Genomic DNA, 23,193 nt, shown 5'->3' on the forward strand with positions numbered 1-23,193 from the left:
GAAACCATGTACGCGATCGTGAAGACCGGCGGTAAGCAATACCGCGTCGAAGAAGGCCAGCATCTGCTGGTCGAGAAGCTTGCCGCCGACGAGGGTGCCACCGTGCCGCTCCAGCCGCTGCTCTACCGCGGCGACGACGAGCTGCTCGACGGTGATGACCTCGCGAAGGTCACGGTCGAGGCCAAGGTCGTCGCGCACGAGCGTGGGCCGAAGCTGCGCGTCGCGAAGTTCAAGCCCAAGCGCGGCTACAAGCGCCGCAACGGTCATCGTCAGGATCTCACCAGAATCGAGATCACGACGATCACGGCCGGCGCTGCCGCCGCCAGAAAGACCGAGGAGGCTGCGTAATGGCGCATAAGAAGGGGCTCGGCTCCTCGCGCAACGGCCGTGACTCGAACGCCAAGCGCCTCGGCGTGAAGGTGTTCGCCGGCGAGACCGTCTACGGCGGCGAGATCATCGTCCGTCAGCGCGGTACGAGATTCAAGCCGGGCAACGGCACCGGCATCGGCAAGGACGACACGATCTTCGCGAAGTCCGCCGGCAAGGTCGACTTCAGAACCGGCCGCTTCGGCCGCGTGATCTCGATCCTCCCGGCCGAGGTCGCTGCCGCACCGACCGAGTAGCACCCACCGCACCAGACTTCTGCTGTGAGAAGACCACGCCCGGCCCCGGCCGGGCGTTCGTCGTTCTGGGGCGTGATGTTCCAACGATGCGAGAACTTCTTTGGACTTGTTCCAATCTAAGAGCGAGTCAGGTATGGTCGCTGGCGTATGGACGCGTTCGCTGTCCGACCACGACGAGAGGAAGCGCATCGATGAGCGATGACCGCAGAGTCCTGACCGATCGCCAGGGCCACCCGATCGCCGACAACCAGAACCAGCGCACGATCGGTTCACGGGGTCCGGCGACGCTCGAGAACTACCACTTCATGGAGAAGCTCGCGCACTTCGACCGCGAGCGGGTTCCGGAGCGGGTCGTGCACGCGCGCGGCGCCACCGCGTTCGGCGAGTTCGAGGCGTACGGCACGGTCGGCGACGAGCCGATCGCGAAGTTCACGCGCGCCAAGCTGTTCCAGCAGAAGGGCAAGAAGACCGACGTGGCGCTGCGCTTCTCGACGGTCGCCGGCGGTCGCGACTCCTCGGAGGCGATCCGCGACCCACGCGGCTTCGCGGTCAAGTTCTACACCGAGGACGGCAACTGGGACCTCGTCGGCAACAACCTCGCGGTCTTCTTCATCCGCGACGCGATCAAGTTCCCCGACTTCATCCACTCGCAGAAGCCGGACCCGGTCACGTTCGAGCGTCAGGTCGCCAATCGCGTCTTCGACTTCTGGTCGCAGTCGCCCGAGGCGCTGCACATGGTCACGCTCGTGCTCGGCCCGCGCGGCGTGCCGACCAGCTACCGCCACATGCAGGGCTTCGGCGTCAACACCTACAAGTGGGTCAACGCCGCCGGCGAGACGAAGCTCGTCAAGTACCACTGGCTGCCGAGACAGCCGGTGCAGTCGTGGACGGAGGCCGACGCCGCCGTCGCGCAGGGCCAGGAGCTCGGCGTCCACACGAGAGATCTCTACGGCGCGATCGCCGCCGGCGACCACCCGCAGTGGGAGCTGAACGTCCAGCTGATGGACGACCACGACCACCCGGAGCTGAACTTCGACCCGCTCGACGACACGAAGGTGTGGCCGGAGAACGAGTTCCCGCTGCTGCCGGTCGGGCTGATGACGCTCAACCGCGCGCCCGAGAACTTCTTCGCCGAGAGCGAGCAGATCGCCTTCGGCACCGGCGTGCTGGTCGACGGCCTCGACTTCTCCGACGACAAGATGCTCGTCGGCCGCACGTTCTCCTACTCCGACACGCAGCGTCACCGCGTCGGCCCCAACTACCAGCAGCTGCCGGTCAACGCAGCCAGAAGCGCCGCGCACGGGGTCAACACGAACCTGCGCGACGGCGCGATGGCCTACCACGTCGACGACTCCGGCAGCGAGCCGTCGATCAACTACGAGCCGTCGCTGCGCGCCGGGCTGCGCGAGGCCGACAAGCCGGCGCATGCGGAGCAGGGCCCGGTCATCGAGGGGCGCCTCACGCGTGCGCGGATCGAGCGCACCAACGACTACCAGCAGCCCGGCGAGCGCTACCTGCTGTCGGAGCAGTGGGAGAAGGACGAGCTGGTCGCCAACCTCGTCGGCAACCTGAAGCAGTGCGATCGTGAGATCCAGGAGCGGATGGTCTGGCACTTCTTCCTCTGCGAGGACGAGCTGGGGCAGCGCGTCGGCGACGCGCTGGGCATCTCCGCCGAGGACGTCAAGCACCTGCAGCCGGTCCCGACGCAGGGCTGGGGTCCGGCCGAGCAGGCGCGCCTGGACAGGCTCGGCAGAAACGGCCCGCGCGACGTGAGCGGCCTGGTGATGACGCACTGCGTGCCGAATCAGCGCGTTGCCCTCGCTGACGAGGCGGAGCCGGTCACGGCCTAGACGCCGGGCGATTGCGAGTTCCACGGCGTCGCGCTGACACCGCGCGGCGCCGGTGGGAACTCGCGGGCGTGGCGCAGCCACTTCTGCCACGATGGAGGGGATGCTCTCCGATCGTGCACGAATCCACGTCCAGGCCGGGCGCGGCGGGGACGGCTGCATGTCGTTCCGCCGCGAAGCGGGGGTCCCGATGGGTGGCCCCGACGGCGGTGACGGCGGCCGCGGCGGCGACGTCATCCTGCTGTGCGACGACTCGCTGCGCGACCTGCAGTTCTTCCGCCGCTCCGCTCGCTTCAAGGCGAGAAAGGGCGGCAACGGCGAGGGCAAGCAGCGCCACGGCGCCGACGGCGAAGATCTGATCATCAGAGTCCCGCCGGGCACGGTCGTCGAGCTGGAGGACGGCACGCGGCACGATCTCGTCGTCCCGGGCCAGCGCGCGATCCTCGCCAAGGGCGGCGGCGGCGCGCGCGGCAACAAGCACTTCGCGACGCCGACGCGGCAGGCGCCGCGCTTCGCCGAGAAGGCCCTGCCCGGCCACGAGGGCTGGGTCGAGCTGCACCTCAAGCTGCTCGCCGACGTCGGCCTCGTCGGGCTGCCGAACGCGGGCAAGTCGTCGCTGCTGAGCCGCATCACGGCAGCGCAGCCGAAGATCGCCGGCTATCCCTTCACGACGCTGACGCCGGTGCTCGGCACGATCCAGAGCGACGACCGTCAGCTCGTGATCGCCGACATCCCGGGCCTGATCGAGGGCGCCAGCGACGGCGCCGGCCTCGGTCACGACTTCCTCGCGCACGTGGAGCGCACGCGCCTGCTCGTGCACGTCCTCGACCTCGCGCCGCTGGACGGCTCCGACCCGTTCGACAACCACGCGACGATCGAGCAGGAGCTGGCCTCGCACGACGCGCGCCTGGCCGGGCTGCCGCGGATCCTCGCGTTGTCGAAGTCCGACCTCGTGACGGAGGAGGACGCCGACGCCGCCGAGGAGCTGTGGCGCGAGCAGCTCGGCCCCGACGTGCCGATCGTGCGCACCTCCAGCGCCACGGGCAACGGCCTCGACGACTTGAAGAAGGCGCTGCTGCAGCACGTCCCGGTGACGCCGCCGGTCGAGATCGCCGACATCGACGACCTTGCGGAGCACCGTGTCTTCAGACCGGCCAGACCGCGCGGCTTCGTCGTCGAGGCGATCGACGAGGGCGTCTTCAAGGTGATCGGCGAGGGCGTCGACCGCCTCGTCGCGCGCTACGACGTCGAGAACGAGGAGGCGATGGCCTTCCTCGAGACGCGGCTGCGCTCGATCGGCGTGATCAGAGCGCTCGACGAAGCCGGCTTCGAGTCCGGCGACGACGTCGAGATCGGCGGGATCGTGTTCGAGCTGGATGCGTCGTGACCGGTAGTCCGCTCGGTTGTCGCAGCGGGGCGGCCGCAGTGGTGCGGCGGTCATGAGCTGGACCCTCCTCGGCGCGCCGCTGGATTCGGCGGGGGCCGGGGAGGGGGAAGAGCGCGCGCCGGCGGCGCTGCGGGCGGCGGGGATCGCGGACGCGGTCGGCGGCGCGCACGACCTCGGCGACGTGACGAGCCTGCTGCGCCCCGCCGAGCGCGATCCCGTCACCGGCGTGATCGCCTACGCGGCGGTGCTGGAGGCGTCGCGCGCGCTGCGCGACGCGGTCGCGGGCGTGCTGCGCGACGGGCGCCGTCCGCTCGTGCTCGGCGGCGACTGCGCGCTGCTGCCCGGCGTCATCGCCGGCTGTCGCGTCGCCGGCGTGGAGCCGGGGCTGTGGATGGTCGACGGGCATCCGGACGCGATGGACGGTGTCACGTCACCGACCGGCGAGGTCGCCGACATGGACTTCGCGATCGTCTGCGGCCGCGGGCCGACCGCGCTGGTCGAGCTGGCGGACCCGCTCCCGCCGCCGCTGCTGGCGCCCGCGCGGGCGGTCGTGCTGGGGCTGCGGCCGTGGGGCATGGATCCCGGCAACGACGACGACCTCGCGCTGATGGACGAGACGGTCTGGTGGCGCGACGCGCCCGCGATCCTCGCCTCCGGGCCGCACGCGGTCGGGCAGGAGGCGGTCGCGCGGCTGGCCTTCCCGGCGACCCATCTCGGCGAGGTCGCCGAGGAGGTCGCGCCCGCCGCGGCCTGGCTGCACCTCGACCTCGACGTGCTCGACGCGTCGGTGATGCCGGCGGTCTCCTACCCGCAGCCGCAGGGCCTGACGTGGGAGGCGTTGGAGCAGCTGCTCGCCCCGCTCGCGGCCTCCCCGGCGCTGTTCGGCGTCTCCGTCAGCGACCTCCAGGCCGACGCCGACCCCGACGGCGTCTTCGCCCGCCGCGTCGTCGCGCTGCTGGGGCGGGTCCTGCCGCGCGCGTAGGCCCTAATCTCCCGGGTCGCATGGGACCTGTCGTGATCAAGCTGGGCTCGAGCATCGTCTGCGACGACGCCGGCCATCCGCGCTCCGACGTGCTGGCGCACGTCTGCGACGAGGCCGCGACGCTGCACGCCGACGGGCGCGACGTCGTGATCGTCACCAGCGGCGCGATCGCCCGCGGGATGGGCGTGCTCGGGCTGCGGATGCGCCCGCGCGCGATTGACGAGCTGCAGGCGGCGAGCGCGGTCGGCCAGGGGCAGCTCTACCAGGTCTACGACGAGCTGCTGACCGTGCGCGGCGTCGCCACCGCGCAGGTGCTGCTGACGTTCTTCGACATCAGCGCGCGCACGCACTACCTCAACGCGCGCCAGACGCTGCAGCGGCTGCTCGACTGGCGCGTCGTGCCGGTCATCAACGAGAACGACACGACGACGACCGACGAGATCTCCTTCGGCGACAACGACTTCCTCGCCGCACAGGTCGCGATCCTGCTGGGCGCCGAGATGCTCGTGCTGCTGACCTCGACCGACGGCCTCTTCACCGCCGATCCGCGCCTCGATCCGAGCGCGAGACTCGTGCCGCTGGTGGAGGACTTCGAGGCGCTCGGCGCGCTCGACATCAGACAGACGACCTCGACGCTCGGCTCGGGCGGGATGCGCTCGAAGGTGGTCGCCGCGGAGATGGCGACCGCTGCCGGCATCCCCGCGGTCGTCGCCAACGGCCGCACCAGCGGCGTCATAGCCGCCGCCGTCGCGGGCGAGCGGGTCGGCACCCGCTTCCCGGCGCGCGAGGCCGCCTACTCCAGCTTCAAGCTGTGGCTGAAGTACGCCAAGCCCGCGCACGGCACGATCACCGTCGACGCCGGCGCCGCCCGCGCCCTGCGCGACGGCGGCACCTCGCTGCTGCCGGTCGGCATCACCGCCGTCGGCGGCGGCTTCGACGCCGGCGACGCGGTCGACGTCGTCCACGGCGACGAGGTCGTCGGCAAGGGCATCAGCAACTACGCCGAGGCTGAGCTGAGACGCGTCCTCGGCCTCAAGTCGCGCCAGGCGCGCGACCTGCTTCCGCGCGCCAGCGAAGAAGCGATTCACCGCGATTACTTCGTGCTCGCCTAGCGCCTGCCGCGTCGCTCACGCGAGCGAGCGGGTGGCGTTTGAGGGCTGCATGCGGCATCATTTCTCACCGTGACGCAGCAGCACGCACACGCCGACCGACTTACGAGCGCGATTTGCGCTCGCGTCGGCGTACGCGTAGCCGGCTGAGCTGAGCCTCCGAGCCAGCTCGCCGCACTCGTCACGTCGCACCCCGCCGCGCGATCGCCGCGTGCGGATCTCGTCTCGCCCTCCCAGCGAACTCAAGGAGCACCGAATGCGTCTCTGCGCCCTCGTCGTACTCATCCCCGTCCTCACGAACTCCGCTCATGAAGGGAGCCCGCGATGCGCGGCGCCGACGCCCTGACGAAGGCGCTCGAACGCGAGGGCGTGCGGACCGTCTTCGGGATTCCCGGCGGGGCGAACCTGCCGCTCTACGACGCGCTCGTCGACTCGCCGATACGGCACGTGCTGATGCGCCACGAGGCCGGCGCGGGGCACGCCGCGCAGGGCTACGCGCGTGCGACCGGGCGCGTCGGGGTGGCGTTCGCGACCTCGGGGCCCGGCGCGACGAACCTGCTGACGCCGATCTGCGACGCCTACATGGACTCGACGCCGACGGTCTTCGTGACCGGCCAGGTGCGCAGCGACCTGCTCGGGACCAACGCCTTCCAGGAGGCGGACGTGATCGGGATGACGGCGCCGATGGTCAAGCACGCGATCGCGGTCGAGTCGGCCGACGAGCTGCAGCAGGCGATCCACGACGCCTTCCACATCGCGCGCAGCGGGCGGCCCGGCCCGGTGCTCGTCGACGTGCCGTCCGACATCGCTCGCGCACCCGCGCGCGACCGCGATCCGCACCCGCCGAACACGCCCGGCTATGCGCCGCGCACGAAGCCCAACGGCCGCCAGGTGAGGCTGGCGGCGCAGGCGATCGCGGCGGCGCAGCGGCCGGTCCTGTACGCCGGCGGCGGCGTCGTCCACGCCGAGGCGGCGGACGAGTTGACCGCGCTCGCGCGCGCGGCCGACCTGCCCGTGACGACGACGCTTATGGCGCTCGGCGCGTTCCCCGCGTCGGACCGCCGCTTCCTCGGCATGCTCGGGATGCACGGCACCAAGACGGCCAACTGGGCGGTCGACGAGTCGGACCTGCTGATCTGCGTCGGCGCCCGCTTCGACGACCGCGTGACCGGTGCGCTGGACCACTTCGCACCGCGCGCAAAGGTGATCCACCTCGACGTCGACCCGAGCGAGATCGGCAAGCTGCGTGCCGTCCACGTGCCGATCGTGGCGGATGCGCGGCTGGGACTGGCGGCGATTCGGGAAGCGTATGAGGGGTTGGCGGCCGAGCCGGGGCGAGTCTCCTCCTGGTGGCGCCGGATCGACGCGTGGCGCGCCGACGAGCCGTTCGACGTGCCCGCTCCGGGCTGGTCCGGTGGGAGCGGGACCGGCGACGGCGTCGATCCGCATGGGCTGCTCGACGCAGTCCAGCGCGCGAGCGGCGGGGAGGCGATCGTCGCGACCGACGTGGGTCAGCACCAGATGTGGGCCGCCAACCGGCTGCGCTTCGAGCGGCCGCGGCGGTGGCTCACGTCGGGCGGGCACGGCACGATGGGCTACGGGCTGCCGGCGGCGTTGGGCGCGCAGGCCGCGGATCCCGCTGCCACGGTGGTCTGCGTCAGCGGCGAGGGATCGCTGCTGATGAACGTGCAGGAGTTGGCGACCGCGGTCGAGGAGCGGCTGCCGGTGAAGATCGTGCTGATGCACAACGGCACGCTCGGGATGGTCCGCCAGCAGCAGGACATGTTCTGGGACGGCCGGCGCCACTCGGTCGACCTCGGCGCCTCGCCCGACTGGACGATGCTCGCCCGCGCGTTCGGGATCGAGGCGCGGCGCGTGACCGAACCGGACGCGGTCGACGTCGCGGTCGCCGCGACGCTCGCCGCCGACGGCCCGGCCCTGCTGGAGGTCCGCATCGCCCCGCAAGCCGACTGCCTGCCGATGTTCCTGCCCGGCGGTCCCGCGCGCGAGATGATCGGCTGACTGAACAGGACAGGTTTGCCGGCCGGCTCTGCGCGCGGCGGCCGGGGTCGCTCGCGCCGAGGTCAGCGCGATCGTCCCCGCGACGCGCAGATGCGGGCGGGAGGCGATCCACGTCCCTCCGCGGACGCGCGAACCGCAACGAAGTGCGTCGGCCGTGGCGCGCGGGGCGGACGGACGGCGCAGGGTTGGCGCGTCGCCAGTCCTGCGGCGGTTGGACGGAGGTCGATACCCTGTTGCGATGGCCATCAGCACGCCCGTCACCTCCGTCGCCGACGTCTGCCTCGCCGCGAAGGCCGCCGCCGGCCCGCTCTCCGCGCTCGGCTCCGACGTCAAGGACCGGGCGCTGCTCGCGATCGCCGACGCGCTGATCGAGCGCACGCCGGAGATCCTCGCGGCGAACGCGAGGGACATCGAGGCCGGTCGTGTCAACGAGATCGGCGACGCGCTGCTGGACCGGCTCGCGCTCGACCCCAAGCGGATCGCGGCGATCGCCCAGGGCGCGCGCGACATCGCCGCGCTGCCGGATCCCGTCGGCGAGACGATCGACGGCCACCGGCTGCCCAACGGCGTCGACGTGCGCCGCGTGCGGGTCCCGTTCGGCGTCGTCGCCGTCGTCTACGAGGCGCGCCCGAACGTCACGATCGACGCGGCCGCGCTGTGCCTCAAGTCCGGCAACGCGATCGTGCTGCGCGGCTCCTCCAGCGCGATCCACTCCAACCGCGTGCTGGCCGAGATCGCCTCGCAGGCGGCGGCCGAGGCGGGCGTGCCCGAGGGCGCGATCTCGCTCGTCTCCGGCGGCGGGCGCGAGGAGCTGGCCGAGCTGGCGACGCAGGACGGCGTCGTCGACCTGATCTTCCCGCGCGGGGGCGAGGGCCTCAAGAACGCGCTCAAAGCCGTCGCGACCGTGCCGGTGATCTACGCCGCGTCGGGCAACTGCCACGTCTTCGTCGACGCCTCGGCGGACCTCGACGCCGCCCAGGCGATCGCGCTCAACGCGAAGGTCCAGCGGCCGTCGGCCTGCAACGCGGCCGAGACGCTGCTCGTGCACGCCGACGTCGCCGCAGACTTCCTCCCGCGCGTGGCGAGCGCACTCGTCGCCGAGGGCGTCGAGCTGCGCGGCGACGAGCGCGCACGCGCGCTCGTCGGCCCCGGCGTCCCGATCGGCCTCGCGACCGAGGAGGACTGGGCGACCGAGTACCTCGCGCTGACGCTCGCGGTCAAGGTCGTCGACTCGCTGGAGGAGGCGATCACGCATGTCGGCCAGTACGGAAGCGGCCACTCGGAGGCGATCGTGACCGAGGTGACCGCCTCCGCGCGCGCCTTCCAGTTGCGCGTCGACGCCGCCTGCGTCTACGTCAACGTCTCGACCCGCTTCACCGACGGCGGCGAGTTCGGGATGGGCGCCGAGATCGGCAACTCGACCCAGAAGCTGCACGCGCGCGGCCCGATCGGCCTGCGCGAGCTGACGACCTTCAAATACCTGATCGAAGGCACCGGTCAGGTGCGCGTCTGACGTCGCGGCGCTGCTGCGAATGCGCGTCGGCATCCTCGGCGGGACCTTCAACCCGCCGCATCTCGCACACCTCGTCTGCGCGCAGGAGGCTCATGCGCAGCTCGGGCTGGACCGTGTCGTGCTGATGCCGGCCGGCGAGCCGCCGCACAAGCAGCTCGCGCCGGGCGACCCCTCGCCGGAGGCGCGCTACGAGCTGTGCCTGGCTGCCGTCGCGGGCGACGATCGCTTCGTCGTCTCGCGCGCGGAGCTGGACCGCGGCGGGCGCTCCTACACCGCCGACACGCTGCGGCTGCTGCGCGAGCAGCGCCCCGACGACGAGCTGACCTTCATCGTCGGCGGCGACATGGCCGCGAGCCTGCCGAGCTGGCGCGAGCCGGAGGCGGTGCTGTCGCTCGCGACGCTCGCGGTCGCCGAGCGCGTCGGCGCCAAGCGCGAGGCGATCGAGCGCGCGCTCGCGCCGCTGGCCGGCGCCGAGCGCGTCGAGTTCTTCGCGATGCCGCGGATCGACGTCTCCTCGTCGATCGTGCGCGCGCGCGTGGCGGCCGGCGCGCCGATCCGCTATCTGGTCCCGGACGCGGTCGCGGAAGCGATCGACCGCGCCGGGCTGTACCGTGACGAACGGGGGGAGGTGACTACATGACAAACAACGAGAACGACGAGATGACGGGCGCCGAGATGGCTGCCGCGATCGCCGGCTTCGCGGATGACAGAAAGGCGATCGACATCGTCGAGCTGGACCTGCGCGGAGTCCTGGGCTACGCCGACTACTTCGTGATCGCGACCGGCAACACCGATCGCCAGGTGAAGGCGATCCACGACGGGATCCACTTCGAGATGAAGGATCGGTTCGGGCTGCTGCCGCGCCGCGTCGAAGGACTGCCGCAGGCGAACTGGGTGCTGATGGACTACCTCGACGTGGTGGTGCACATCTTCACGCCGGAGACGCGCGAGTTCTACCGCCTCGAGCAGCTTTGGGGCGAGGCGCCGTCGCGCCCCGTGCCGTCGGTCGCCGAGGCGCAGTAGGCCGCAGCGGGAAGCATCCACGGAGCGGCGCCTGCGGCTCACGCCGCAGGTAGGCTCGCCGCAGGGAGAGCGAACGATCTGAGGAGCTGCGATGACCGTGCAAGGGAGCCTGGCGAATCTGCTGATCGAGACGGCGGAGCGCCATGGCGACCGCATCGCGGTCAAGCTCGACGACGTCGAGCTGAACTACGCCGTCGTGGCGGAGGGCAGCGCGCGCGTCGCCGGGATGCTCAGAGCGAAGGGCTTCGAGCCCGGCGATCGCGTCGGGCTGATGCTGCCCAACGTCCCGTTCTTCCCGCCGATCTACTACGCGATCCTGCGCGCCGGCGGCGTCGTCGTGCCGATGAACGTGCTGCTGAAGGAGCGCGAGGTGAAGCACTACCTCGAGGACTCCGGCGCCAAGCTGCTGTTCGCCTGGCACGACTTCGCCGGCGAGGCCGCGCCCGGCGCGCAGGCGGCCGGTACGGAGCTGATATCGGTCGGGCTCGACTTCGCGCAGCAGGCGTTCGGCCACGATCCCGTCCACGAGGTTGCCGCCGTCGCCGCCGACGACACCGCGGTGCTGCTCTACACGTCCGGCACGACCGGGCTGCCGAAGGGCGCCGAGCTGTCGCACGCGAACCTGCTCGCGAACGTCGACACGACGCTGCGGACGCTGATCCAGGTCGACGAGAGCGACGTGATCCTCGGCGCGCTGCCGCTGTTTCACTCCTTCGGCCAGACCTGCGCGCTGAACGTCGCGACCGCGGCCGGCGCGACGCTGACGCTGCTGCCGCGCTTCGACCCGGTCAAGGCGCTGGAGATCGTCGAGCGCGACAGCGTCACCGTCTTCGAAGGCGTGCCGACGATGTACAACGCGCTGATCTCGGTCCCCGAGGAGGTGCGCGCGCAGTACGACCTGTCGTCGCTGAGGCTGTGCGTCTCGGGCGGCTCGGCGCTGCCCGGCGAGGTGCTGAAGCAGTTCGACGAGGCGTTCGGCGCGAAGGTGCTGGAGGGCTACGGGCTGAGCGAGACCTCGCCGGTCGCCTCGTTCAACCATCCCGACAGACCGCGCAAGGTCGGCTCGATCGGGACGCCGATCGAGGGCGTCGAGATGAAGGTCTTCGACGACGACGGCAACGAGCTGCCGACCGGCGAGATGGGCGAGATCGTGATCCGCGGCCACAACGTGATGAAGGGCTACTGGCGCAGACCGGACGCGACCGCGGCCGCGATCAGAGCTGGCTGGTTTCACAGCGGCGACCTCGCGAAGGTCGACGAGGACGGCTACTTCTTCATCCTCGACCGCAAGAAGGACATGATCATCCGCGGCGGCTACAACGTCTACCCGCGCGAGATCGAGGAGGTGCTGTACGAGCACCCCGCGGTGGCGGAAGCGGCCGTTGTCGGGGTGCCGGACGGCGAGTGGGGCGAGGAGGTCGGCGCCGCCGTCGCGCTGAAGGCGGGCGAGCAGGTCGACCCCGCCGAGCTGCGCGAGTACGTCAAGGAGCGCGTCGCCGCGTACAAGTACCCGCGCCACGTGTGGCTCGTCGACGCGCTGCCGAAGGGCCCGACGGGCAAGATCCTCAAGCGTGCGATCGAGGCGCCCGACGCTGACCGTGCGGAGGGCTGAGGGCGAGCCGTTGCGAGCGTTCGGGAGGGTTTGCGCGGCGCGTGAAGATGCGTCACACGGCGTGAGCGAGAAGTAGCAGAGCCGTAACGGCACGGTCACGGGATCGTGCCGTCCCGACGCTGGGATGGGCGGCGTTGTTCCCAACCACGTTGGAGGATCCCTCGATGAAGTCCCCCTCGCTGTGGCGGCGCGCTCGCGCCGCCACGCGCGTCGCCGTTCCGGCGCTGCTGGCCGTGACGGCCTTCGGCACCGTCGGCGCGACCGTCGCCTCGGCCGACGAGCATGACGCCGAGATCGCGTACATCCGCGGCCTGATCGGTCAGCTCAGACCGTGGGCGCAGCAGCCCGCCTGCAACCTGCCGCAGCGCACTGCGCTGTGGGAGCACGCCGACCCGGCTGACCAGGGCCAGCCGCGCCCGTTCATCTCCGCGCACCGTGGCGCCGTCACGTTTGCGCCGGAGAACACGCTCGACTCCTACGAGGCGGCGCTCGCCTACGGCGTCGACACGATCGAGGTCGACGTGCGCCTGACGAAGGACAGAGTGCTCGTCGGCCTCCACGACGAGACCGTCGACCGCACGACCGACGGCAGCGGCGCGATCGGGACCTTCACGCTGGCGGAGTTGGAGCGACTCAACGCGGCCGACTACGAGCCGTGGAGAGGTGGGCCGTTCGACGGCACGCACATCGCGACGTTCGAGCAGATCCTCGCGCTCGCGCGCCAGGCCGGCGCCGGGATCGAGGCCGACATCAAGGGCGGCCCGGACCACGGCGAGGTCGCGCGCCTGATCGACCAGTACGGCCTGACGAGCACGTCGATCTTCAACAGCGGCGACGTGAAGGTGTTCCAGAACGCCTCCGGGGCGAGATTCATCTACAACCGCAATGCCTGGGAGACGCCGGCCTTCCTCAACGAGATCGCCAGAGTCTCGCGCGTGTTCGGCTCGACGCTGGCCGAGTTCACGCCCGAGTCGATCGTCGCGATCCACGACGGCTGCGGCATCGCGATGCCGCACGCGTACGACCAGGGCCCCGAGCAGGAGGGCCAGCAGTACCTGCTCGCCCGCGCGATGGGCGCCGACGGGGTGCAGACCAACCAGCCCGACGTGATCGTCGCCGCGACCGGCAACCCGATTCCGACGCAGCTGAAGGTCAAGCGCTCCGGCGGTGCGGCGACGAGAGTCTGCCTCGTCAACCGCAGAAACGGGATGGGCTTCTACGCCAAGCAGGTCGTCTTCACGGCCGCCGACGGCAGCGCGGTCGGCGCTGGCACGACGGTCCAGCACGGCTGCGTGACGCTGGCGTCGGTCGACGCCGCGCGCCAGGACTGGAGCGGCGTGGAGGCGCGCTTCGCGGGTGACGACGCGGTCTCCGCGACGCGCACGCGGATCGGTACCGACGAGCCGGTGCTCGACGCCGCCGTCGCGCCGTTCGGCGAGCAGGGCCTCGGCACGCTCAGCGCGCCGCAGTCGGTCGTCGTCGCCAACCACGGCGGCCGCGCGCTGGAGATCTCGCGCGTGCGCGTGACGGGCGCCGACGGCGCCGTCTCCGAGAGCGCCTTCGCGCTCGCCGGCGACACCTGCACGGACGAGTTCGTGCCGGCCGGCGGCAGCTGCACGGTCTCGGTCCGCTTCGCGCCGCAGACGCTCGGCGCGGCCGCCGGCCGCCTCGTGCTCGACACCGACACGGGCGACGGCACGCACGTCTTCGCGCTCAGCGGCACGGGCGTCGCGCTGCCCGTCGGCGAGCCGGGTCCGGCCGGACCGGCCGGCGAGCGCGGCACCGTGGGTCCCGTCGGACCGGCCGGCGAGACCGGCGAGCAGGGTCCGCAGGGCGATCCCGGCGCGATCCCGTCGGTGAAGCTGATCTGCTCCTTCGCGAACGCCAGAACGGGCGTCACGTGCAAGCTGAGCGTCTCGCTGGAGGACGACGGCGACGAGGACGCCAGAGCGAGAGGGGCGAGAGCGAGAAACGCCAGAGCGAGACGCGCAAGAGCCGCCAAGCGCATCCGCATCGTCGGCAGCGCGCGTCTGCTCGGCCAGAGAGGCCGCGGAAGCGTCGCGAACCGCACGGGCCGCGGCGCGGTGAAGCTGTCGCTGCGCTCCAAGCACACGCTGCCCAAGCGTCAGCGCGTGCGCGTCAACGTCAGAGTCGGCGCGCAGCGCGCGACGTTCGTCGTGCTGCCGGGCCAGAAGCCGCAGCGCACGTCGCTGCTGCCGCTGGGCTGAGCGGGGGCCGACGTGGGCCGGCGGCGCGTGGCATGACGCGCCGCCGGTCCGGGCTCGACGGTTTGCGGCGCGCGCTCCTCGGGGCGCGCGCCGCCTGTCTACGGTCTGACCGCAATCGCCGGCGGCGCGCCGTTGCGGAACAGCGTCGAGAGCAGGATCTCGATCTCGGCTCTGCCCTGGTTCGCGGCGTGGTGGATCGTGCCGGGCGGCTCGACCATCCACTCGCCGGTCTGCACGCGCGTACGCTCGCCGGCCTTGACCTTGCGCACGAGTCTGTCGCCGCGATGGACCTCCACGGGACCGCCTCTGACGACCCAGTAGGTCAGCGTGCCGCGGGCGATCGTCGCGATCTGCGTGCCGGGGTGACGGTGCAGCGCCAGTTCGGCGCCGGGGTCGACCGTCACGCGCGAGAGCGCGAGCGTGCGACCGGGCGCCCCGGCTGGGTTCTCGTCCTCCGCCAGCACCGTTCGCACGACGGGCTGATCCTCTGCCGCGCCCGCACGCAGCGTGGTGGTCGCGTAGGCGGTGGCGCCGGCGGTCAGCACCATCGCGACGACGAGCAGCAGGATGGTGCGCAAACGGACTGACACGGTGGGACGCTCTCCTCGGTGGGGTGGTGAAGCGAAGCTTTCTGCCTTCATCGGCAGATCGGGGCTCGGAGTGGAGCCCGGCCGCCGGGCGCGCTACCGTCCTCGGACGATGGCATCCGCTCGCTCGCATCCGCTCACGCTCATGCTCCCGCTTCGCCGCGCCGGCGCAGCCGTCCTGCTCGCGCTCGTCGCGCTGCTGCTGCGCACCTCGTTCGCGCATGCCGCGGCCGGCGGCGGCTCGTCCAGCTTCGGCGGTGGCGGGGGAGGCGGCGGTGGCGGCGGCTTCGGGGGCGGAGGCGGCTTCGGCGGCGGGACCACCACCGGCGGCGGCAGTCCCGTGCTGCTGCTGGTGATCTTCGCGATCGTCGGCATCGTCGTCGTGATCAGCGTCATCAAGGGCGCGATGGCCGTGCGCAAGTACCGCAAGCGGCGTGAGCAGCACGCGCGCAGAGTCGAGCTGGCGGCGGCCGTCGCCGCCGACGACGACCCGATGTTCGAGCCCGACGCCGTGCGCGCCGCGGCCGAGCAGATGTTCCGCGACGCCCAGACGGCGTGGGACGAACGCGACTACGCGCGGCTGGAGGAGCTGCTCGTGCCAGAGCTCAACGTCGAGTGGAGACGGCGGTTGCAGGACTTCAAGCGCAAGGGCTGGCACAACCGCGTCGAGGTGCTCGAGCTGTCGTCGATCGAGTACCTGGGCCTGACCAACCGCGAGGGCCATCGCGAGGATCGCGTGACGGTGCGGATCTGCGCGCGGCTCAGAGACTACGTCGTGATGCGCAACGGCCAGATCCTCCAGCGCAACGAGGAGAACGACGACACGACCGACCTGACCGAGTTCTGGACGCTCGCCAAGCGCCCCGACGGCTCGGGCTGGATCATCGCCTCGATCGAGAGCGACGCGGAGGGCCGGCACGTGCTCGACGCGGAGCTGGTCGCCTCGCCGATGTACGACGATCAGCGCATGAGCGACGCCTCGCTGCTGGAGGTCGCCGCGCTCGACAAGCTGCCCGAGGGCGTCTCGACCGCCGAGGTCGCCGACCTCGACTACGCCGGTGAGGCGCGCAACGCCGCGCTCGACCTCTCGCTCGTGGACGGGCGCTGGGCGCCCGACGTGCTGGAGGCCGCGGTCCGCCGCGCCGTCGCCGCGTGGGCGGAGGCCGTCGACGGTGCCGACGCCGACCTGCTCGACGTCGCGAGTCCCGCCGCCGCGCAGGCGCTGCTGCACCCGGGCGACACGTCCGGCCGCACGCGCCTGGTGATCCGCGGGCCGCGCGTGGAGCACCTCGAGATCTCGTCGCTGAACCCGGCGGCCGAGCCGCCGACGATGACCGTCGCGGTGGAGGTCAACGGCCGTCGCTACATCGAGGATCGCGACACCGCCGCGGTCCTCGCCGGCAGCAAGCAGTCCGCGACGACCGCGATCGAGCGCTGGACGCTCGCGCTGGCCGGGCCCGACGAGCGCCCGTGGCAGGTCGTCGACGCGGCCGCCGGCAACGTCGCCGCGTAGCCGTATTTGTCATCAGCTTGTCATTTGACGGACAATTGATGGTGACCGGCGCGGCTGTCGGCGTCGTTCGTGTGATAACGGCGTGATCAGCCGATTGCGTCGGTTTGCAGGCAAAGGGCGCATTTCTACCCGCTGAAGAGTTCGTCAAACCTCCTCGTGTCAGTATAAATTTAAAGTCTGATTCACCTTTAACTGGGGCGGATGACTCACCGTAAAGTGCCGCGCCATGCACATCGGAATCTCACGCATCCCAGGGCGCAAGGCAGCGCTTGCCCTGGTCGCGCTCGGAGCGCTGGCGCTGGGCGCGCCGGCAGCGCTCGCGAGCGGCGGCGGCACGCTCACGCTCGGCCCGCAGAAGGACGTCGGCAAGAAGCCCGCGATCGTCAACGGCACGCCGATCTCGATCACCTCCACGCCTTGGCAGGTGTTCGTCCAGGCTGAGGACACGGTCAACAGATTCGTCTACAACTGCGGCGGATCGATCTACGACGCGACGACGATCATCACGGCCGGCCACTGCGTCTACAACGTCAGAACGGGGCTCCCGTTCACCCCGGTCGACATGACCGTCGTGGCCGGGATCTCGAACACCGATCCAGCGACGCCGAGAGGTGCCGACCAGGATCCGCAGGTCGGCGTGGTCTCGGGCATCCGGATCCATCCCGGCTACAGCTACACCGCCGAGAACGGCGGCGTCGCCCCAGACGACATCGCGGTCCTGACGCTCGCGACCCCGCTCGATCTGTCGACTCCGACCGCGAAGGCGATCCCGCTCGCGGCGGCCGGTCCCAACCCGGTCCTGGGCACGTCGGCGAACATCACCGGCTACGGCCTGCAGGCCGCGGGCGGCACGCCCGACGGGAGACTGTACGGCGTCGGCACGACGATCGGAGACCCGCTCGTCTGCGGCGGCGAGGCGAACGCGGTCGTGCTCTGCATCACCAGCCAGGTCGGCTCCGCCTGCGAGGGCGACAGCGGCGGACCGCTCACGATCGGCGCGCTGCTGAGCGGCGTGGCCAGCTTCGTCTCGACCAACGGTCCCACCGGCGAGTGCGGGGTCGGCTCGGTCAACGGCTACACGAACCTCGCCGCGCCGGAGATCCAGGAGTTCGTGCAGGGCAACAACGCGCCGCCGATCGCCCCGCGCGGCGGCGGTGACGTGAGCGCAACCGGCGTCTTCCAGGCCGGCAACTCGATGACGTGCTCGGCCGGCACCTGGAGCGGCGCCCCGACCTACGCGTACGCGTTCGTCGACACGCGCAACGGCCAGGTGCTGCAGGTCGGGCCGAGCCCGACGTACGCGTTCACCGACGGCGACGTCGGCCGCACGGTCGCGTGCGAGGCGAGCGCCACGAACGCCGGCGGCACCGGCATCACGCGCACGCAGGCTTCGCCCGCGATCGCCGCGCGACCGGCTCCGCCGGCGCCGACGCCGCCTGCGCCCACCCCGACGAGACCGACTCCGAGAAGACCGACCCCGAGAGCGCCGGCCGCCAAGCCGTCGCTGAGCGTCGGCGTCACGGCGGCGAGCACGAACGTCGTGCGCGGTCGCACGGTCGCCTACTCGATCCGCGTCGTCAACCGCGGTCGTGCGGCGGCGAAGGGCGTCGTCGTCTGCGACGCGCCCGGTCGCGGCCTCTCGTTCGGCACGCTGCCGAGAGGGGCGAAGAAGTCCCGCGGCCGCGCCTGCTGGTCGCTCGGGACCGTCAAGGCCAGAAGCTCGCGCACGCTGCGCGTGACGCTGCGGGTTGCCGGTTCGACGAAGCCGGGCCTCGTCACCAACGCGGTCTCGCTGCGCTCCAGCAACGGCGGCAACCGCGCCGACACGGTGCGCGTGCGCGTGCGCGCGGCGCAGCAGAGAGGCACCACCCGTCCGCCGGCGGTGACCGGCTGATGGTGTGTCAGGTGACCGTTGCCTGACGCGCCACGGGTGCGGATCGCAGGCATCGCCGCCGCATGTGCGGCGGCGGTGCTGGCGCTCCTTCCAGCCGGGGCGACGGCGGCCACGCCGAACCTCGCGCGGATCCTGTTCGCGACGAAGGCGACCGCGGCGCCCGGCGGTGGCAGACTGCTCGCGCGACTGGAGCCGTTCGCACCGCTCGGCCGCGGCGAGGCGCAGTACGCGGTGACGGCGCGGCGCGTCGTCGGCGGGAGGCTGTTCGTGCGCGTCCTGCTGGCGCGGCGGCCAAACGGGAGCGCCGGTTGGGTTCCCGGCGACGACGTCGCGCTGGAGCACACGAGCTGGCGCGTCGGCATCGACCTGCGCGCCCGGCGCGTCACCGTGGTCGAGGGAAATCGCGTCGTCAACGTCTTCCCAGCGGTCGTCGGGAGGGACTCGAGCCCGACCCCGCGCGGGCAGTTCGCGATCTCGGAGCTGCTGCCGCAGCGGCCCGCGACGGGCTTCTTCGGCGGCTGGGTCTTTCCGCTGACCGCCTTCTCGGACACCTACACCGAGTTCCAGGGTGGTCCGGGACGTGTTGCGATCCACGGCCGCGGCGGCGCATCACTGCTCGATCCACTCGGCACGGCTTCTTCACACGGTTGCATCCGGATCGCGAACACGGACGCGAATTGGCTCGCGAACCACCTCGAGGCGGGTGTGCCCGTGACGATCCGCTGAGCGACGCGCGGTTAGTCTCCGCTCCATGCACAGGGAACCGTCACGGACCTCACCTCGCACGCTTGCCGGCGTGCTGATCGCGAGCGTCGCGCTGGCACTGACCGGCGTCGGCGCGTTCGTCACCTCCAGCGCTGCCGCGGACGTGTCTGCCGCGACCGTCACGCTCGGCCCGGAGACGACGGACCTCGTGAAGAAGCCGGCGATCGTCGGCGGCGCGCCGACGGCGATCTCGCAGGTGCCGTGGCAGGTGTTCGTGCAGGCGGACGACACGGTCAACAGATTCGTCTACAACTGCGGCGGATCGATCTACGACGCGACGACGATCATCACGGCCGGCCACTGCGTCTTCGACCCCAGCACGGCCGCGCAGTTCTCGGCCGCTGACATGACCGTCGTGGCGGGCGTCTCCAACCACGATCCCGCGACGCCCAGCGGTCCCGATCAGGATCCCCAGCCGAAGGCCGTCGCCAGCATCCAGGTTCATCCCGGCTACAGCTACACGCTGGTCAATCACGGCGTCGCGCCCGACGACATCGCGGTGCTGAAGCTGTCCACGGCGCTGACGCTGAACGCGACCGCGCGGCCGATCCCGCTCGTCGCCGCCGGCCTCGGACCCGTCGCGGGGACCGCCGCCGGCATCAGCGGCTTCGGCCGCCAGGTCGCCGGTGGCACGCCCGACGGCCGGCTCTACGGTGTCACCACGACGATCGGCGACCCGCTCGCCTGCGGCGGCGATGCGAACGCGGTCGTGCTGTGCGTCGCCAGTCCTGTCGGATCGGCCTGCGAGGGCGACAGCGGCGGGCCGCTGACGGTCGGCGCTTCGCTGAGCGGTGTCGCCAGCTTCGTGGTGACGACGGGCCCGACGGGCGAGTGCGGGGTCGGCTCGGTCAACGGCTACGCGAACCTCGCCGCTCCCGAGATCCAGGAGTTCGTGAGCGGCAACCCGACGCCGCCGCAGGCGCCACGCGGCGGTCGCGACGTGACGGCGCAGGGGATCTTCCGCGCCGGCGACGCGATGAGCTGCTCGGCCGGGACCTGGAGCGGAAGCCCGGTGCTCGGCTTCGCGTTCCTCGACACGCGCACCGGCCAGGTCCTGCAGGCGGGCGCGAGCCCGACGTACGCGTTCACCGCCGCCGACACCGGCCGCACCGTCGCCTGCCAGGCGAGCGCGACCAACGCGGGCGGGACCGGGATCACGCGCACGCTGCCGTCCCCGCCGATCGCGCCGGCGCCGGCGCCCGCGGTCCCGGACGCCCCCGCGGCGCCGGCAAGGAGATCGGCGGCGCGGCAGCCGTCGCTGCGGCTCAGCATCGCCGCGTCGAGCGCGCGCGTCGTCGCGGGTCGCACGGTCGCCTACACGATCCGCGTCGCCAATCGCGGTTCGGCGGCCGCGCACCGCGTCGTCGTCTGCGACGCCCCGGCGCGCGGACTGTCGTTCGGCAGACTGCCGCGCGGCGTGAGAAAGGCGCGTGGGAGAGCGTGCTGGAGAGTCGGCACCGTCGAAGCAGGCACCACGCGGATGCTGAGACTGACGCTGCGCGTCGCGCGCACGGTGAAGGCGGGCCTGCTCGCGAACGCCGTCACGCTGCAGTCGACCGACGGCGGCAGACGCTCCGCCGCGGTGAACGTGAGAGTACGGCGGGGCGGTAGACGGTGAAGCGCTGCCGGGGCCGCCCAGCCCCGGCAGCGTTCGCTCACCACCCCCCGGCGGTTGGAACCCGAGCTGATCCAGGTCCCCGAGCGCGCGGATTGCCACGCGAGAGTTAGGGTAGCCTAACTCGCGGTTTGCCGCACTCTCGCATGGTCCCTGACGAGGGGATCGAAGGATTGCTGCTCCTCTACGGCAGCAATCCTTCGGTGGTGGAGATCAGACAGGCGAACACCGGCTCAGCCCTTCACGCGCACCGTCACCCGCACCAGTCTCGATCTCGCGCCGCCGCTGCCGGTCGCGCGCGCTCGCACGCGCAGGACGATCTTCGGCCGCTTGCCGGCGCGCACCGCTCTGCGCAACGCGGCTCTCGCGCGTCTGGAGAGTCGCACGGCGATCCGCACGCGGGCGCCCGCTCTGGCGGTCCGCGCGACGCTGCGCAGCTCGAATCTTCTGCGGCCGATCGTCAGCGTGCCGCCGCTCGACACCCGGCAGGCGCGCGTGCAGCGCGCGTACAGCACGACCGCGCCGTGCAGCAGCACGCGCTGCGCGCGCGGGGCGCTGGTGCGCAGGCCGGGTCTGGTCGCGGAGCCGGATCTGCCGCTGCTCCCGCAGCCGGCGCAGCCGCCCGCTCCGCTGCCGCCCGCGCCCGGTCTGCACGTGGCGCAGGGGGCAGCGGGTCTGTCGCCGCTGCCGGCGGACGGCGTCGGGATCGTGCCGGGATCGACCGCCGCGGCCGGTGCACACGGGATCCGCGCGTCGGTCTCGACGAGGCGGTAGACGCTGCCTCTGTCGGTCTTCGAGGCGGCGTAGACGCAGCCGCCCGCGTCCTCGCCGAACGACGACAGGCTCGGCACCGAGACGCCGACGACCGCGTCGGTCGCACCGGCGTTCGACGGCACGGCGCTGCGCAATGCCGGCACGAAGTAGTCGCCGTAGACGAGGCGGCCGAACAGCGACGGCAGCGTCGGGTCGCGCACGACGTAGCCGGGGATGATCGAGTGGAAGCCCTCGTCGGCGAACCGGTCGATGATCGGCAGGATCGTGCCGGGGCGCGTGCACGGTCTGGTCTTGCTGCCCTGCACGAAGCTGCCCTCGCAGTCGGCCCAGCCGAAGTCGCCGCCGCGCGCCGCGCCTGCGGACGCCGGCACCCAGTCGATCTCCTCCGTCGTGCCCTGGCCGACGTCGCCGAGCACGAGGTCGCCGGTCGAGCGGTCGAAGGAGAAGCGGAACGGGTTGCGCAGCCCTCTGGCCCAGATCTCGCCGCGCGCGCCGGCCTGGCCGGCGAACGGGTTGTCGGCGGGCACGGTGTAGGACCCGGCGACGCCGCCGCGTGGATCGATCCGCAGGACCTTGCCGAGCAAGCTGTCGAGGTTCTGCGCGGTCTCGTTGCCTCTGGCGCCGTCGCCGGGCGCGAGGTAGAGGTAGCCGTCGGGGCCGAACTGCAGCTGGCCGCCGTTGTGGTTGCCGGCGACGGGGTGGGGGATCGGCAGCACGAGCCGGCGCGAGGCGGGATCGGCCGCGTCGCCGGTCGGCGCGCGCAGCTCGTCGACCTCGTTGTCGCCGGCTCTGTTCGTGTAATAGACGTAGAACAGCCGGCTGGTCTGGAAGTCGGGCGGGAACGCGATCGACAACAGCCCCTGCTCGTTGTCGAACAGCACCTGGCTGGTGAGGTCGACGAAGACGGTCGCGCTGCCGCCGCGCACGACCTTCACGACGCCGCCCTGCTCGACGACGTAGAGCCGCTCTCCGTCGCCGGGCGCGCCGGCTATGTGGACCGGGTTGTCGAAGACCGGGCCGACGTTCTGCAGTCTGACCTCGGCGCGCGCGCTCGCGGCGCACGCGAGCGACAGCAGTAGCGCCGCCAGCGGCGCAAGGAGCTTCAGGTGGCGTCTCACCAGCCCGATCTAGCCACAGCGGGCGGATGGCAAACGCGGCGCGGACGAAGGTACGGGCGCGCGCGAGGGTGGGCACGCCGCGTGCGGACGCCGGCGACCGGTCAGCCGCCGCACCCCATAAGCTCCGGCGCATGAGCCTGAGCGGAGAGCACACCGTCGAGATCGCGGCGCCGCTGGAGCGTTGCTACGCGATCGCCGCAGACCTCGAGCGAGCGCCGGAGTGGCAGACGTCGCTCGTCTCCGTCGAGGTGCTGGAGCGCGACGGGGAGGGGCGCCCGACGCTGGTCGAGACGGTCTCCGACGCGAAGGTCAAGACGGTCAAGTCGCGGCTGCGCTTCACGTACCACCCGCCGACGCGGATCGACACGATGCAGGAGAAGGGCGACATCAAGGACCTGACCGGTCGGTGGACGTTCGCCGATCTCGGCGACGGCCGCACCCGCGCGACCTATGCGCTGGAGGTCGATCCCGGCCGCATGCTCGGCATGCTGCTGCGCGGTCCGGCGGTTGACCGCGTGCGCGGGATCTTGGTCGATCAGGCGGCGGAGGAACTGAAGACCCGCGCGGAGTCGGCCGCGTGA

The 23,193-nt window shown here is 71.8% G+C and carries 19 protein-coding genes; 17 read left to right on the forward strand and 2 right to left on the reverse strand.

Features of this window, described 5'->3' with window-relative positions:
* Positions 1-6: 6 nt before the first annotated feature.
* The 12 genes from rplU (at position 7) to Q7L65_RS26195 (ending at position 14,346) form a co-directional block, all read left to right on the forward strand.
* Complete coding sequence (gene rplU / locus Q7L65_RS26140) at positions 7-348, forward strand: 50S ribosomal protein L21 (protein WP_370552634.1); 342 nt, start codon at positions 7-9, stop codon at positions 346-348.
* Entirely contained in the window at positions 348-623 is a 276-nt protein-coding gene (gene rpmA, locus Q7L65_RS26145; RefSeq protein WP_304726203.1) for a 50S ribosomal protein L27, read from the forward strand. Before rplU ends, rpmA begins: the two co-directional genes overlap by 1 nt.
* A gap of 191 nt (positions 624-814) precedes the next feature.
* The gene (locus Q7L65_RS26150) at positions 815-2,473 is read left to right on the forward strand and encodes a catalase (protein ID WP_304726204.1); all 1,659 of its coding nucleotides are present in this window, start codon (positions 815-817) and stop codon (positions 2,471-2,473) included.
* Positions 2,474-2,573: 100 nt separating this feature from the next.
* A complete protein-coding gene (gene obgE / locus Q7L65_RS26155; protein WP_304726206.1) occupies positions 2,574-3,857 on the forward strand; it encodes a GTPase ObgE in 1,284 nt (427 codons plus the stop codon).
* 52 nt (positions 3,858-3,909) lie between these two features.
* Entirely contained in the window at positions 3,910-4,839 is a 930-nt protein-coding gene (locus tag Q7L65_RS26160; RefSeq protein WP_304726208.1) for an arginase family protein, read from the forward strand.
* 20 nt (positions 4,840-4,859) lie between these two features.
* Positions 4,860-5,951: a glutamate 5-kinase gene (proB, locus tag Q7L65_RS26165; protein ID WP_304726209.1), complete on the forward strand. Its 1,092-nt coding sequence runs from the start codon at positions 4,860-4,862 to the stop codon at positions 5,949-5,951.
* Positions 5,952-6,272: 321 nt separating this feature from the next.
* Complete coding sequence (ilvB, locus tag Q7L65_RS26170) at positions 6,273-7,970, forward strand: biosynthetic-type acetolactate synthase large subunit (protein WP_304726211.1); 1,698 nt, start codon at positions 6,273-6,275, stop codon at positions 7,968-7,970.
* A gap of 238 nt (positions 7,971-8,208) precedes the next feature.
* The gene (locus Q7L65_RS26175) at positions 8,209-9,483 is read left to right on the forward strand and encodes a glutamate-5-semialdehyde dehydrogenase (RefSeq protein ID WP_304726214.1); all 1,275 of its coding nucleotides are present in this window, start codon (positions 8,209-8,211) and stop codon (positions 9,481-9,483) included.
* 19 nt (positions 9,484-9,502) lie between these two features.
* Positions 9,503-10,123 carry a nicotinate-nucleotide adenylyltransferase gene (gene nadD, locus Q7L65_RS26180; protein ID WP_304726216.1) on the forward strand — a complete coding sequence of 207 codons (621 nt, stop codon included), beginning with the start codon at positions 9,503-9,505 and terminating at the stop codon, positions 10,121-10,123.
* Positions 10,120-10,506, forward strand: coding sequence for a ribosome silencing factor (gene rsfS, locus Q7L65_RS26185; protein ID WP_304726217.1), 387 nt, complete (start codon positions 10,120-10,122; stop codon positions 10,504-10,506). The genes nadD and rsfS overlap by 4 nt, the downstream gene beginning before the upstream one ends.
* Positions 10,507-10,597: 91 nt before the next feature.
* Positions 10,598-12,118: a long-chain fatty acid--CoA ligase gene (locus Q7L65_RS26190; protein WP_304726218.1), complete on the forward strand. Its 1,521-nt coding sequence runs from the start codon at positions 10,598-10,600 to the stop codon at positions 12,116-12,118.
* Between the two features lie 164 nt (positions 12,119-12,282).
* Positions 12,283-14,346: a glycerophosphodiester phosphodiesterase family protein gene (locus Q7L65_RS26195; protein WP_304726220.1), complete on the forward strand. Its 2,064-nt coding sequence runs from the start codon at positions 12,283-12,285 to the stop codon at positions 14,344-14,346.
* 98 nt (positions 14,347-14,444) lie between these two features.
* Here Q7L65_RS26195 and Q7L65_RS26200 read toward each other — a convergent pair whose 3' ends face one another.
* Positions 14,445-14,936, reverse strand: a complete 492-nt coding sequence (locus Q7L65_RS26200) for a cupin domain-containing protein (RefSeq protein ID WP_304726222.1) — start codon at positions 14,934-14,936, stop codon at positions 14,445-14,447.
* A 142-nt stretch (positions 14,937-15,078) separates the two neighbouring features.
* Between Q7L65_RS26200 and Q7L65_RS26205 the strand changes: the two genes are divergently transcribed.
* The 4 genes from Q7L65_RS26205 to Q7L65_RS26220 all read left to right on the forward strand — a co-directional run bounded on the left by Q7L65_RS26205 (position 15,079) and on the right by Q7L65_RS26220 (position 20,723).
* On the forward strand, positions 15,079-16,446 hold the full coding sequence (locus tag Q7L65_RS26205; protein WP_304726224.1) for a Tim44-like domain-containing protein: 1,368 nt from the start codon (positions 15,079-15,081) through the stop codon (positions 16,444-16,446).
* 226 nt (positions 16,447-16,672) lie between these two features.
* Complete coding sequence (locus Q7L65_RS26210; protein ID WP_304726225.1) at positions 16,673-18,340, forward strand: trypsin-like serine protease; 1,668 nt, start codon at positions 16,673-16,675, stop codon at positions 18,338-18,340.
* Between the two features lie 18 nt (positions 18,341-18,358).
* Positions 18,359-19,066, forward strand: a complete 708-nt coding sequence (locus Q7L65_RS26215) for a L,D-transpeptidase (protein WP_304726227.1) — start codon at positions 18,359-18,361, stop codon at positions 19,064-19,066.
* A 70-nt stretch (positions 19,067-19,136) separates the two neighbouring features.
* Positions 19,137-20,723 carry a trypsin-like serine protease gene (locus Q7L65_RS26220; RefSeq protein ID WP_304726228.1) on the forward strand — a complete coding sequence of 529 codons (1,587 nt, stop codon included), beginning with the start codon at positions 19,137-19,139 and terminating at the stop codon, positions 20,721-20,723.
* Between the two features lie 230 nt (positions 20,724-20,953).
* On the opposite strand, the gene Q7L65_RS26225 is transcribed toward Q7L65_RS26220, so the two are convergent.
* Positions 20,954-22,612 (reverse strand): sorbosone dehydrogenase family protein, encoded by a 1,659-nt coding sequence (locus tag Q7L65_RS26225; protein ID WP_304726229.1) that lies wholly within the window; start codon positions 22,610-22,612, stop codon positions 20,954-20,956.
* 131 nt (positions 22,613-22,743) lie between these two features.
* Between Q7L65_RS26225 and Q7L65_RS26230 the strand changes: the two genes are divergently transcribed.
* Entirely contained in the window at positions 22,744-23,193 is a 450-nt protein-coding gene (locus Q7L65_RS26230) for a type II toxin-antitoxin system RatA family toxin (RefSeq protein ID WP_304726230.1), read from the forward strand.

The organism is Conexibacter sp. CPCC 206217 (assembly GCF_030646165.1).
Taxonomy (GTDB): domain Bacteria; phylum Actinomycetota; class Thermoleophilia; order Solirubrobacterales; family Solirubrobacteraceae; genus Conexibacter.